The sequence below is a fragment of the Martelella lutilitoris genome (assembly GCF_016598595.1).
GTDB classification, from domain to species: domain Bacteria; phylum Pseudomonadota; class Alphaproteobacteria; order Rhizobiales; family Rhizobiaceae; genus Martelella; species Martelella lutilitoris_A.
This window is the reverse complement of the sequence record NZ_CP066786.1, coordinates 456,465-468,939: the sequence shown is the minus strand read 5'-3', so window position 1 is coordinate 468,939 and position 12,475 is coordinate 456,465. Positions and strand designations below refer to the sequence as shown.

Here is a 12,475-nt window from a genome sequence, read left to right as displayed (position 1 = left end):
TAAGCTCGCAAGTGTAGTAATAAAGCCAAGGAACGATTTTTGATCGCCGGCGTGATCGCACCGCAAGACGTGTCTGACCGCCGGCCCACCGGGAACGGCAAAGCGTTTTAATGAAGGCTGAAAACAATCCGCAGGATGGCGACCCCGCAGAAGCGGTCACCGTCGACGATCTCCATAAATCCTTCGGAGATTTCGAAGTGCTCAAAGGCGTGTCGCTCAAGGCCCGTCAGGGCGAGGTCATCGCCATTATCGGCGGTTCCGGATCGGGAAAATCCACCCTGTTGCGCTGCATCAATATGCTGGAATGGCCGACGCGCGGCCGCATCTGCGTGCATGGCGAGGAAATCGCCATGAAGGCTGATGGCCATGGCGGGCTGATGCCGGCCGACCGCAAGCAGATCCAGCGCATCCGCACGCGTCTTGCCATGGTGTTCCAGAGCTTCAATCTCTGGCAGCACATGACGCTGATGCAGAATGTCATCGAAGTGCCGGTGCATGTGCTCGGCGTCAAACGCGATGCGGCTGTCGCCGAGGCGGAAAGGCTTCTGCGCCGCGTCGGGCTCTACGAAAAACGCGACGCCTATCCGGCCTTCCTGTCCGGCGGCCAGCAGCAGCGGGCGGCGATAGCCCGCGCGCTTGCCATCCAGCCGGAGGCCATGCTGTTTGACGAGCCGACCTCCGCACTCGACCCGGAACTGGTCGGCGAGGTGCTGACGGTCATCCGCGATCTTGCCGAGGAAGGCCGCACCATGCTGCTGGTCACCCACGAGATGGGCTTTGCCCGCGAGGTCGCCAGCGAAATCGTCTTCCTGCATGACGGCCGGGTGGAAGAACAGGGCGCGCCGCAAACCGTCTTCGACAATCCGGAATCCGAACGACTGAGGAAATTCATCAGTTCCGTGCAATAGCCGTTCGCAGGACGATTACCCGATACGTTCCGGCAATGGCCCAACCTAAAACAGAGGGAACCGAAACCATGAAAAAACTGACTTCCGCACTTCTCGGCGCCGCAGCCTGCCTTGCGCTTTCTGCCGGCGCCGCTTCCGCCGAAACCGTCAAGGTCGGCGTTGCCGCCGAGCCCTATCCGCCCTTCACCGTGCCGGACGCCGCCGGCAACTGGACCGGTTGGGAAATCGACCTGATGGATGCCCTCTGCAAGGAAGCCGCGCTTGACTGCGTCATCACGCCGATCGCCTGGGACGGCATCATTCCGGCGCTGACCGCCGGCAAGATCGACGCCATCATGGCCTCGATGTCGATCACGCCCGAGCGCGAGGAGCAGATCGCCTTCTCCGACAAGTATTACAGCACTCCCGGCGCCATTGTCGCCGAGGCCGGTTCGGGCATCGAGCCGACCAATGAAAGCCTGTCGGGCAAGGTGCTCGGCGTGCAGGTCTCGACCACGAACCAGGATTATGCCGAAAAGCATTTCCCCGATGCCGAGATCAAGACCTACCAGACCCAGGATGAGGTCAACCAGGATCTTTATGCCGGCCGCATCGACGCCGAGATCGCAGACCTCGTAACGCTTCAGCCCTTCCTCGAAAGCGACAACGGCAAGGCGTGCTGCGAGATGATGGGCACAGTCGCGCAGGATGTTGAAATCTACGGCCCCGGAATCGGCGTCGGCCTGCGGAAGGACGACACCGAACTGCGCGAAAAGTTCAACGCCGCAATCGCCGCCGTCCGCGCGGACGGCACCTATGAAGAGATTACGAAGAAGTATTTCGACTTCGACATCTACGGCGATTGATCAAAGCATGAAAGGACGCCGCCGCAGGCGCCGGCGCTCCTTTGATGTTTGGGCCCTCTGCGCAAGTCCATCTCTCCCTTGAGGGAGAGGTGTCGCGAGAGCGATGGAGAGGGCTGAACCCTCGCAACGGACAGAAAGCTTCGGGCTGATACTTCACCCTCCTCCGCCCGGCCGGGCATCTTCCCCTCAAGGGGAGATTGACCGCGAGGCCATGGCATTAGCAAGCAGGATGGCGCATTGAACGGGCCAGACAGGGAAACGGAATGAACTGGGAATTGCTCGCCTTGTCACCGCCCGGATGGGGCGGCGCGCTGCTTCGCGGCCTCGTCACCTCGCTGCAGGTTGCCGCCGGCGGTTTCGCGCTCGGCCAGGTGATCGGCATTCTCGGCTCGGCCGGCAAGCTCTATGGCGGCCCGGTGATCAGGGATCTCATGGAGATCTACACCACGGTGGTGCGGGCCATTCCTGAACTGGTGCTGATCGTCCTGCTTTATTATGCCGGTACGGCAGCTCTCAACAATCTGATGGGCGCGGTCGGTTTTTCCTCCGTCGACATTTCCGGCATGCTGGCGGGCATTCTCGTCATCGGTCTGGTCCAGGGCGCCTATTCCACCGAAGTGCTGCGCGGGGCGATCCTAGCCATCCCGCCGGGCCAGATCGAGGCGGCCCGCGCCTATGGCATGCCGCCGGCCATGGTGATGCGGCGCATCACGCTGCCGGCCATGCTGCCGCACGCCATTCCCGGCCTTGCCAATCTCTGGCTGGTCACCACCAAGGATACCGCCCTTCTCGCCGTCGTCGGCTTTACCGAACTGACGCTTGCCACCCGCCAGGCCGCCGGCGTGACGCATGAATATTTCCTGTTCTTTTCAGCTGCCGGCGTGCTCTATCTGGCGGTCACTCTGGTCTCAAACGTCGCCCTGCAGTTTCTCGAGCGCCGCGCCAGCCGCGGCATGGCGAGGCAGCGGACATGACCGATCAGCAGATACCGGAGGACATCGAAACCCCGCCGCCGCTGCCGAAGCTTTCCGCGCTGATGCGACCGCACAGGCTCGCCATCATGGCCGTGGCGCTCGGCCTTCTCATCCTGATGATCGTGAAGATGCAATGGGACTGGCTGCCCGACTATGCCGGCATGCTGTTGGCCGGGCTCTGGATCACGATCGTGCTCCTGGTCTCCTCCACCATCCTCGGCTTCCTGCTCGCTGTCCCGCTCGGCCTCGTTCAGGTTACGGGACCAAAAATCCTTGCCTGGCCGGCGCGCATTTTCTGCACCATCATTCGCGGCACGCCGCTGCTGCTGCAGCTCTGGCTGCTTTATTACGGCCTCGGTTCGCTGTTTCCCGGCATTCCCGAAATCCGCCAATCCTTCCTGTGGCCCTACCTGCGCGAGGCCTGGCCCTATGGTCTGCTTGCGCTCACGCTTTCCTATGCCGGCTATGAGGGCGAGGTGATGCGCGGCGCCTTTGCCGGCGTACCGCATGGCGAACTGGAGGCCGCCCGCGCCTACGGCATGGGTCGATGGAAGGTTCTGACCCGCATCTGGCTCCCGCGCGCCGTGCACCGGGCGCTGCCGACCCTTGCCGGCGAAACCGTGGTACAGCTGAAATCGACGCCGCTTGTGGCAACCATCACCGTGATCGATCTTTACGCCGTCGTCGGCGACATCCGCCAGTCGACCTACCTCACCTATGAGCCACTGCTGTTCCTCGCCTTCCTCTATCTCTGCCTCACCGGCATTCTGGTGACGACCTTCCGCCACTTCGAAAAGAAAATCCCGACGCGGGGGATGTGAGCCGGGCCGCGAAAGGCGGCCCGACAGGGTTCATAGCCCGGAAAAACGCGCAATGGCCTCAATGATCCGGTCATGAACCTCCGCCCGATCGGCGCCCTCGGGATCGTCGCAGACCGGATCGTCCTGTTCTTCGGCCAGCAGGGCCGCACCGTCTGGCGTGCATTCGGCCAGAAAGGTGAAGTGATGCGCGGGCGCGATGACGACCCGTTCGGCCTCAGGCAGGCGCGCGATAAGATTGCTGCCGGCTTCGGAAACATCCGCCGCCCGCATGAGGTTTTCCTCACCGAGATTGATCACCAGAACAGGCATATCGGTCGCTTCAATACTATCCCCGGTTGCCGCATAGGTAAAACCGGGATCAATGGCGATGGCCCGGCTAATCCGTTCATCGCGGGCATCTGCAGAAAACCCGCTCGGCATATGGTCAAGGTCAAGATTGCCCTTTGACATGAAGACGCAGTCAGCCTGCGCCGGTTGCGCCCTGCAATAGTCAGCAAACGCATCACCGCTGAACCGCAGGCCGGCAAGATTGAGCGCCGTTCCCCCGCCCAGCGAAAACCCCACTGCGGTAACGGCCGACTGGTCAACATGCGGACCTAAAACAGGATCTGTCAGAAGCATATCGAGGGCGGCGGAAAGATCGCCGGCCCGTGTGTCCAGAAAGGCGGAGGCACGCGGAGACGAATCGCCCGTCGTACTGCCCGGATGGTTGACCGCCAGCACCATCGCCCCGCGCGCGGCAAGTGCCCCCATCAGCCAGGCGCTGTTATCCATATTGCCGCCGGAACCATGGGAAAACAGGATCAACGGAAACTGACCATCGGCGATCCGCGCGCCCATCAGCCCGGATGTGCCCTCGAAGACGGCATTGCCGCCGACAATGCCGCGATAGCTCCTTGTTTTTGCAGGATACCAGAGCGTTGCCGACAGCAGAGTGGGTCGCTCAGCGCTTTCAACGGCCATGCGCTCATAGCCCGGCAGCAGGGGCTCGGCAGCAAGCCCGGGAACAGCGGTTGTCAGGACAGACAGAAAAGAGAGAAGAAGACGCTTCATCGGAGAAACCTTTCGATGTGTTTGAGACGGTTTCTTCTTTCGTTTTCCGCCGCAAACAGCGTCCTCTTTCCGGTTTGAGGTCGCCGGAAACCGGTTTTTGCACTATGCGGGGACTAATTCGAGGGATGAAATGATGCTGGTTCTACCGGTTCCGATGGTCACCGCACTGGTGCTGGGCTTTATGGTTTTGCGTATGCTTGCAGGCGAAAGGCGGCCGCTCGCCATCGCCGTTTTTCTTTCGGCATGCGCGCTTCAGGGGCTCGTCGTCGCGCTGGTGCAATATTATGGCGTAGCCTTTCTTCGGCCGGTGCAGCCGGTAACAGCCAGCCTCGTGCCCGTCTGCGCCTGGCTTGCATTCCGTTCCTCCTTCATCGAACCGATACGCCCGGGGCGGGATTTTATCCATCTGGCAGCTCCCGCCTTCACCCTGTTTAGCGTGCTGTTCGCGCCGGTAACCGTGGATGCGATCATTCCGCTGGTATTTCTTGCCTATGGCGCACGGATTCTGCTGGCGCTGAAGGCTGGCGGAGACGCCCTGCCGCTTGCCCGGCTGGAAGCCGGTCGGCAGCCGCAATGGCTGTGGGCGGGGATTGCCGCAAGTCTCGTGCTCTCGGCCGTCAGCGATACACTGATCGCCACTGTCATTCTTGCCGGAGCGCCTGCGCTCAAGCCAATGATCGTCAGCATCTTCACCTCGGCGGCACTTCTGGCTGCGGGCCTTCTCGGCCTTTCGCCGAATGCCTTCGGAGAAGGCGATCAAAAGGAAACGCCGCGTGCCGAACCGCCCGAAGCCACAGAGGCGGATACCGAAATCATGGCGCGTCTTGATGCGCTGCTCGCTTCAGAGACGCTTTATCTCGACCCGGCGCTGACGCTCTCGCGGCTTGCGCGCCGGCTCAGAATACCCGCCAAGACTCTCTCGTCAGCCGTCAATCGCGCCACCGGCGACAATGTTTCACGCTACATCAACCGCTATCGCATCCTGCATGCATGCGACCGCCTGAAGGCCGGCGACACCGTGACAGCGGCCATGCTTGCCAGCGGCTTCAACACCAAATCGAACTTCAACCGTGAGTTTTCCCGCTTAACCGGCAAAAGCCCCACGGCTTGGCTGAAGGAGAAAGCGTAGGCTGTTCGGCTTCACCCTGCAAACAGATCCGCCTGCGGCGGCTCCTCCCAGGCATTCTCGAGCTTCAGCAGAAATTTCTTGGTCGGCAACCCGCCGCCGAAGCCCGTCAGCGCGCCATTGGCGCCGATGACGCGGTGGCAAGGCAGCAGGATCGGCAGCGGATTGTTGCCATTGGCGGTGCCCACCGCCCGGCTTGCATTCGGATCGCCGAGCGCCCTGGCGATCGCGCCGTAAGTGGTCGTCTCGCCATAAGGGATCGTCGCCAGATATTCCCAGACGCGGTTCTGAAAGCTGGCACCCGAAAGATGATAGGCAAGGTCGAATTGTTTCAGTTCGCCCGCGAAATAGGCATCGAGCTGACGCCGCGCCTCGGCAAACGGCGCATCATCGCGCCGCCAGTCGGATCGCGGCCCGAAGGCCTTGTGGCCGGTCGGAAACGAGATGAAATGCAGCCGGTTGCCATCGCCCGCCACCAGCAGATCGCCGACCGGACTTCCGACAATGGTGTAGAACAGTCCGGTCATTGCACCGGCCTCCGAATCGCGGAGGGCGGCCGTCCGTATAGGCTCGAGAACGCCGCATGGAACCGCCGGATACTGCCGAAGCCCGCCTGAAGCGCCACCGCGCTGATCGGCAGCGCCGTCTCGTCAAGCAGCCGCTTGGCCCGGCCGATCCGCATCGTCTGCGCCGTCTGCAATGGCGAGGCCCCGACATGGACGGCAAAAAGCCGCGCCAGATGCCGCGCGCCGACGCCAAGTCGTTCGGCCAGTTCATCGACGGAACCGGTGTCGAGCGCGCCTTCATTAATGAGCTTCAGCGCCCGTTCCACCGTGGTGCGCGTCCCGTTCCAGGCCGGTGAAAATGGCGCGGTCTCCGGCCGGCAGCGCAGGCACGGCCGGTAGCCCGCCCGCTCGCAGGCGGCCGCCGTCGGATAATAACTGACATTCTTCGCCAAAGGCTGTTTCACCGGGCAGACCGGCCGGCAATAAATCATCGTCGTGCGAACAGCGGTAAAGAACCTGCCGTCATACCCCGGATCACGCACCTGCCGCGCCTTCTCGCATGTGTCGAAATCAAGCATGGGCGGATTTTAGCAGTGCGCGCGCAGAGAGGCGAGCGGGATCAGATTATGAGGTCCGGAAATGACCATGCCATGCCGGCGGGAGGCGCCGCTCCGCTGCTCCGCTGCTCCGAACAATATTTCAGCACCGGCTGTTCTCACAAATTTGTTCCCTTTTCATTCTCATCCGTTCCGCTGTATCATCCGTCCATGCAGGATGATTTCGCGACCATATTTCCGCTTCAGCGCGGCCGGGTGCATGATGCTTCCGGTCCCGGCGCGCCTTTCTTTGCCGCGGCGCTTTCCGGCGTCACCGGCGGCACGGTGCTGTGGATCAAGCCGGCATGGTTTGCCGAGGAGATCAATCCGGTGGCGTTTTCGGCTTTTTTCGATCCGCGCGACATCATTCTCGCGCGCACCGCAGACCAGACGGAGACGCTGGCCGCCGGCGAAGAAGGCCTGCGCTCCGGCGCGGTCGGCCTCGTCATCATGGAGGTGGACAAGCCGGTCGAACTCACCCCCGGCCGCCGGCTGCAGCTTGCCGCCGAAAGCGGCCGCAGCATCGGGCTTTCGCTGCATCCCGAAGGCACGGGCAATCAGGCGGCGACCACGCGCTGGCTCTGCAGACCGCTGTTTTCCGCTTCCGACTCGACTCTGCAGGAATGGTCGATTATAAAGAACAAAACAGGAACAAATAACAGTTGGGCAGTGCGTTGGGATGAAACGGCGCGTCGTATCCATATGGTTTCAGAGACTGCCGAGCGAGCGGGTTTTAAGGGCCCGCCCGGTTGACGGCCCTTTCGCCGTCACGCTGAGCGAGGGCAATCATGACCGGCTTCACGACCTCAACAGGGAGGCCGAGAGCCAGGGACTGGAGCGCGGCATGGGGCTTGCCGATGCCCGCGCCTATGTGCCGGATCTCGTCACCCGCCCCGCCGATATCGACGCGGACCGGCGCTTCCTCGTGATGCTGGCCCGCTGGGCGACGCGCTACACGCCCCATGCCGGGCTCGACGGCGAGGACGGGCTGGTGCTCGACATCACCGGCGCATCCCATCTTTTCGGCGGCGAGGCGGCGATGCTTGAGGACATGAAGGCCCGGCTTTCCCGCGCCCGGCTTTCCTCGAAGATCGGCATCGCCGATACCCGGGGCGCGGCCTGGGCGCTTGCCCATTTCGCCCCCGGCATTGCGCCGGAAGGCAAGACCAGCGCAGCACTCGGCCCGCTTTCGGTCTCTGCTCTGCGCATCGATGAAAAGACCGCGACGGCGCTGAAGCGCCTCGGCCTCAACACCATTGCCGACATGACGGCCCTGCCCCGCGCCACGCTCGCCCGCCGCTTCGACATGGCGCTGATCGCGCGGCTCGAACAGGCGCTCGGCACGCGCGGCGAGGCCATCTCGCCGCTTTCCGAACCGCCGCATTATGGCGTGCGGATGAGTTTTCCAGAGCCGATCGGCCTTGTCGATGACGTGATGGCCGCCCTTTCCCGCCTGTTGGACACGCTTTGTCTGCGGCTGAAGAACCGGGAGGCCGGCGCGCGCGCCATCACGCTTTCGGTGGAGCGCGTTGATCAGACCCGCCAGACCGTCACGCTCCGCCTCGCCCGGCCGATGCGCGATGCGACGCGCATTCTCCGCCTGTTCGAGCGCCCTGTCGGCGAGATCGACGCCGGTTTCGGCATCGAGCGGATCCGGCTCGAGGCGCGCGGCGTGGAAGGCCTGCCCGCCGAGCAGATCGGCGAAGGCGGGCTGGTGGAGGGCGAGGCGCTGGACGATCTCGTCACACGGCTCGGCGCCCGCATCGGGCTCGACAACATCGTCCGTTTCCAGCCGGTCGCAAGCCATATTCCCGAACGCGGCTTTACCGAAAACCCCGCCGCCTATGGCCGGGTGGATGCCGAGTGGCGTATGGATCATCCCCGCCCCTTGCGCATGTTCCCGCCCGAGCCGGTGACGAGCGACGCCGCCCGCCGCCCGCCCTCGCGCTTTTCCTGGCGGCGCATGCGGTTCGAGACGGCTGCAAGCAGCGGCCCGGAGCGAATTGCGCCGGAATGGTGGCGGCCGGACGAGGCCTGGCGTTCGGGCCTTCGCGACTACTGGCGGGTGGAAACCCGGCAGGGGCTGAGGCTGTGGATGTTCCACACCCCGCAGGCCCCCGGCTGGTTCGTCCATGGCCTCTTCGCCTGAGGTCCGGCCATGGATTATGCCGAGTTATGCGTCACCACCAATTTCACCTTCCTCACCGGTGCCTCGCATCCGGAGGAGATGGTGATCCGCGCCGCCGAACTCGACCTTGCGGCCATCGCCATCACCGACCGCAATTCGCTCGCCGGCGTGGTGCGCGCCTTCCGGGCGCTGAAGGAAATCAGGCGCAAGATCGAAAAGCAGGCCGAGGAGCAGTCGATCCGGCTTTCGACCCATATCGACCCCTCCTCGCGCCAGCCGGCCGGCGACGCCAAATCCATTGCCCTGCCGCCAATCCGCCGCCTGCCCCGCCTGATCGTCGGCTGCCGGCTGGTGCTGGCCGACAGCCCCGTCGATTTCGTGGCGCTGCCGAAGGACAAGCCGGCCTATCAGAAACTCGTGCGGCTCCTGAGCCTCGGCAAGCGCCGCGCGCAGAAGGGCGAATGCCTGCTTTACCTGCGCGACATGCTGGAATGGGCCGATGGCTCCATTCTGATCGCGCTGCCGCAGGGGCTGAAGCAGAAGGCGGAAGCGACAGACCATATCACCCAGGCGCACCGCCGCTTTCCCGGCCATGTGTTCACGGGTGCGGCCCCGCGCTATGACGGTTCAGATGCCGCCTGGTTCAAAACCCTCACCGCCCTTTCGCACAAGGCCGGCGCGCCGATGGTCGCCGTCGGCGATGCGCTGATGCATCACGCCAGCCGCCGCCAGCTTGCCGACGTGCTGACCTGCATGCGCCACCGCATCACCATCGACGCGATCGGCCACCTTGCGCTGCCGAATGCCGAGCGGCGGCTGAAGCCAGCCACAGAGATGGCGCATATCTTCCGCGACCATCCCGCCGCCATCCGCCGCACGCTGGAGATCGCCGCGCGCCTCACCTTCGATCTCACCGAGCTTTCCTTCAACTACCCGGCCGAAGTCGCCCATGGCGAGGCGCCGCAGGCCCGCCTTGCCCGCCTCACTTGGGAGGGGCTGAAACGACGTAATCCCGAAGGCATTCCGGCACGCAACCGGGAGCTTGCGGAAAAGGAACTGGCGCTGGTCGGCGAGCTCGGCTACGCCGCCTATTTCCTCACCGTCCACGACATCATCGCTTATGCCCGCAGCAAGGGTATCCTGTGTCAGGGCCGCGGCTCGGCGGCCAATTCCATCCTCTGTTATGCGCTCGGCATCACCGATGTCAGGCCGGATATGATCGGCATGGTGTTCGAGCGCTTCGTCTCCCGCCATCGTGGCGAGCCGCCCGATATCGACGTCGATTTCGAGCACGAGCGGCGGGAGGAGGTAATCCAGCACATCTACAAGACCTATCGTCGCGAGCATGCCGGGCTCTGCGCCACCGTCATCCATTTCCGCTCGCGCGCGGCGATCCGCGAGGTCGGCAAGGTGATGGGGCTTTCGAACGATGTCACCGCCGCCCTTTCCGGCCAGATCTGGGGCATTTCCAGCAAGGGCGCCGAACCCGAACGGCTGAAGGAGGTCGGCCTCGACCCCTCCGATCTGAGGCTTGCCCAGACCGTGCGTCTGATCGGCGAGATCATCGGCTTTCCCCGACACCTGTCGCAGCATGTCGGCGGCTTCGTCATTACCGAGGACCGGCTGGACGAGCTCTGTCCGATCGAAAACGCGGCGATGGAAGACCGCACCGTGATCGAATGGGACAAGGACGATATCGACGCGCTCAACATCCTCAAGGTCGATGTGTTGAGCCTCGGCATGCTGACCTGCCTGAAAAAATGCTTCGAGCTCACCGCCCGCCATTACAACCGTCCGCTGACTATCGCCGCCGTGCCGCAGGAGGATGAAGCGACCTATGACATGCTGCAAAAGGCCGACGCCATCGGCGTGTTCCAGGTGGAAAGCCGGGCGCAGATGAACTTTCTGCCCCGCATGAAGCCGGCAACCTTCTACGACCTCGTCATCGAAGTGGCGATCGTGCGCCCCGGCCCGATCCAGGGCGGCATGGTGCAGCCCTATATCCGGCGGCGGCTGGGACTGGAAAAAGTCACCTACCCGAAGGAGGAACTGCGCGGCGTTCTCGAAAAGACCAAGGGCGTGCCGCTGTTTCAGGAACAGGCGATGCTGATCGCCGTGGTCGCCGCCGGATTTTCGGCCGAAGATGCCGACCGGCTGCGCCGCTCGCTCGCAAGCTTCCGCCAGATGGGCACGATCGGCGAATTCGAGGCGCAGTTCGTCAATGGCATGCTCGACAACGGCTATGAGCGCGATTTCGCCGAACGTTGCTTTGCCCAGATCAAGGGCTTTGCCGATTACGGCTTTCCCGAAAGCCATGCGGCGGCCTTTGCCATGCTCACCTATGTCTCGGCCTGGCTGAAATGCCATTATCCGGCGGCCTTCGCCTGCGCGCTGCTGAACTCCCAGCCCATGGGTTTCTACGCTCCGGCCCAGATCGTCCGCGATGCCCGCGAGCATCAGGTGGAGGTGCGGCCGATCTCGGTCAATCACAGCGCCTGGGACTGTACGCTGGAGCGCCGCGCCGACGGCGCCTATGCCCTGCGCCTCGGCTTCCGCCAGATCAAGGGGCTGAAGAAGGAGGATGCCGTCTGGCTGGAGAACGCGCGCGGCAATGGCTACCAGACCCCGGAAGATGTGTGGCTTAGGGCCGGGCTGATGCCGGCGGTGCTGGAGCGTCTTGCCGAGGCCGACGCCTTCGCCGATGCCGGCCTGTCGCGCCGCGATGCGCTCTGGCGGGTGAAGGCGATCCGTGCGCCGAAACCGCTGCCGCTCTTTTCCGACCCGATCGACGGCGAGCACATAAGCGAACCGGATGTGATCCTGCCGACGATGAATCTCGGCGAACAGGTGGTGGAGGACTATGTCGCCACCCGCATGAGCCTGCGCGCCCATCCAATGGAGCTGCTCCGCCCGAAAATGCCCGGCCTGACGCTACATTCGGCGCTGGCGACAACTGCGGAAAAACGCGTCAGCGTCGCGGGCCTCGTCATCACCCGCCAGCGCCCCGGTACGGCCTCCGGCGTCATCTTCCTGACGCTGGAAGACGAAACCGGCGTCTCCAACGTCATCGTATGGAAAAAGGTCTATGAACGCTTCCGCCGCACGGTGATGGGCGGCCGCCTGCTCAAAGTCACCGGAAAGCTGCAGCGCGAAGGCGTGGTCGTCCATGTGATCGCGGAGACCATTGAGGACTGTTCCTGGCGCCTCTCGGAACTCGGCCACCCGATGGACGACGCCATCGGCATCACCGACCCGAAGGCCGACGACACGCCCAGACGCCCGAAACTCCAGCCCCGCGCCCACCACCCGCGCGAACAGGCCAAGAAGCTGTTCCCGAGCCGGGACTTTCATTGAGCCATGCTGCCTGGCGAACCAAGGGCGACCACCTCCCGAAATGACACAGGAACCGGCGCGGCTCAAAGCTGCCCCTGTGTCATCTGAAACACTTCCCAAGACGTAAAGATGCTTCGGTTCGGACAACGGTTCAGGTTCGCCTTGTGCGGCGATGCGCCTTTGCG

The 12,475-nt window shown here is 63.7% G+C and carries 11 protein-coding genes; 8 read left to right on the top strand and 3 right to left on the bottom strand.

The annotated features are described in order from the left end of the window. Positions 1-110: 110 nt before the first annotated feature. The 4 genes from JET14_RS02190 (at position 111) to JET14_RS02175 (ending at position 3,548) form a co-directional block, all read left to right on the top strand. Entirely contained in the window at positions 111-908 is a 798-nt protein-coding gene (locus JET14_RS02190; protein ID WP_200336605.1) for an ABC transporter ATP-binding protein, read from the top strand. A gap of 68 nt (positions 909-976) precedes the next feature. Continuing rightward, positions 977-1,753, top strand: a complete 777-nt coding sequence (locus tag JET14_RS02185) for a transporter substrate-binding domain-containing protein (protein WP_024708521.1) — start codon at positions 977-979, stop codon at positions 1,751-1,753. A gap of 263 nt (positions 1,754-2,016) precedes the next feature. Further along, positions 2,017-2,727, top strand: coding sequence for an ABC transporter permease (locus JET14_RS02180; protein WP_200336604.1), 711 nt, complete (start codon positions 2,017-2,019; stop codon positions 2,725-2,727). Continuing rightward, positions 2,724-3,548 (top strand): ABC transporter permease, encoded by an 825-nt coding sequence (locus JET14_RS02175; protein ID WP_200336603.1) that lies wholly within the window; start codon positions 2,724-2,726, stop codon positions 3,546-3,548. Before JET14_RS02180 ends, JET14_RS02175 begins: the two co-directional genes overlap by 4 nt. Positions 3,549-3,578: 30 nt before the next feature. Here JET14_RS02175 and JET14_RS02170 read toward each other — a convergent pair whose 3' ends face one another. Further along, positions 3,579-4,601 (bottom strand): alpha/beta hydrolase family protein, encoded by a 1,023-nt coding sequence (locus tag JET14_RS02170; protein ID WP_200336602.1) that lies wholly within the window; start codon positions 4,599-4,601, stop codon positions 3,579-3,581. Positions 4,602-4,698: 97 nt separating this feature from the next. On the opposite strand from JET14_RS02170, the gene JET14_RS02165 reads away from it, so the two are divergent. Then, complete coding sequence (locus JET14_RS02165) at positions 4,699-5,730, top strand: helix-turn-helix domain-containing protein (RefSeq protein WP_246750471.1); 1,032 nt, start codon at positions 4,699-4,701, stop codon at positions 5,728-5,730. Between the two features lie 11 nt (positions 5,731-5,741). Here the strand turns inward: JET14_RS02165 and JET14_RS02160 are convergent, their stop codons facing one another. After that, positions 5,742-6,254, bottom strand: coding sequence for a methylated-DNA--[protein]-cysteine S-methyltransferase (locus tag JET14_RS02160; protein WP_200336601.1), 513 nt, complete (start codon positions 6,252-6,254; stop codon positions 5,742-5,744). After that, entirely contained in the window at positions 6,251-6,811 is a 561-nt protein-coding gene (locus JET14_RS02155) for a bifunctional transcriptional activator/DNA repair enzyme AdaA (RefSeq protein WP_200336600.1), read from the bottom strand. The genes JET14_RS02160 and JET14_RS02155 overlap by 4 nt, the downstream gene beginning before the upstream one ends. Before the next feature lie 189 nt (positions 6,812-7,000). On the opposite strand from JET14_RS02155, the gene JET14_RS02150 reads away from it, so the two are divergent. Genes JET14_RS02150 through JET14_RS02140 form a run of 3 tightly spaced genes read left to right on the top strand, consistent with a single transcriptional unit; the run spans position 7,001 to position 12,311 of the window. Then, positions 7,001-7,582 carry an ImuA family protein gene (locus JET14_RS02150; RefSeq protein WP_200336599.1) on the top strand — a complete coding sequence of 194 codons (582 nt, stop codon included), beginning with the start codon at positions 7,001-7,003 and terminating at the stop codon, positions 7,580-7,582. Then, a complete protein-coding gene (locus JET14_RS02145; RefSeq protein WP_200336598.1) occupies positions 7,509-8,978 on the top strand; it encodes a Y-family DNA polymerase in 1,470 nt (489 codons plus the stop codon). The genes JET14_RS02150 and JET14_RS02145 overlap by 74 nt, the downstream gene beginning before the upstream one ends. Positions 8,979-8,987: 9 nt before the next feature. Further along, entirely contained in the window at positions 8,988-12,311 is a 3,324-nt protein-coding gene (locus JET14_RS02140) for an error-prone DNA polymerase (RefSeq protein WP_200336597.1), read from the top strand. The last annotated feature ends 164 nt before the right edge of the window (positions 12,312-12,475 follow it).

Coding starts and splice junctions, on each gene's coding strand:
- JET14_RS02190 (WP_200336605.1), top strand. CDS start 111: ATGAAGGCTGAAAACAATCCGCAGGATGGCGACCCCGCAGAAGCGGTC.
- JET14_RS02185 (WP_024708521.1), top strand. CDS start 977: ATGAAAAAACTGACTTCCGCACTTCTCGGCGCCGCAGCCTGCCTTGCG.
- JET14_RS02180 (WP_200336604.1), top strand. CDS start 2,017: ATGAACTGGGAATTGCTCGCCTTGTCACCGCCCGGATGGGGCGGCGCG.
- JET14_RS02175 (WP_200336603.1), top strand. CDS start 2,724: ATGACCGATCAGCAGATACCGGAGGACATCGAAACCCCGCCGCCGCTG.
- JET14_RS02170 (WP_200336602.1), bottom strand. CDS start 4,601: ATGAAGCGTCTTCTTCTCTCTTTTCTGTCTGTCCTGACAACCGCTGTT.
- JET14_RS02160 (WP_200336601.1), bottom strand. CDS start 6,254: ATGACCGGACTGTTCTACACCATTGTCGGAAGTCCGGTCGGCGATCTG.
- JET14_RS02155 (WP_200336600.1), bottom strand. CDS start 6,811: ATGCTTGATTTCGACACATGCGAGAAGGCGCGGCAGGTGCGTGATCCG.
- JET14_RS02150 (WP_200336599.1), top strand. CDS start 7,001: ATGCAGGATGATTTCGCGACCATATTTCCGCTTCAGCGCGGCCGGGTG.
- JET14_RS02145 (WP_200336598.1), top strand. CDS start 7,509: ATGAAACGGCGCGTCGTATCCATATGGTTTCAGAGACTGCCGAGCGAG.
- JET14_RS02140 (WP_200336597.1), top strand. CDS start 8,988: ATGGATTATGCCGAGTTATGCGTCACCACCAATTTCACCTTCCTCACC.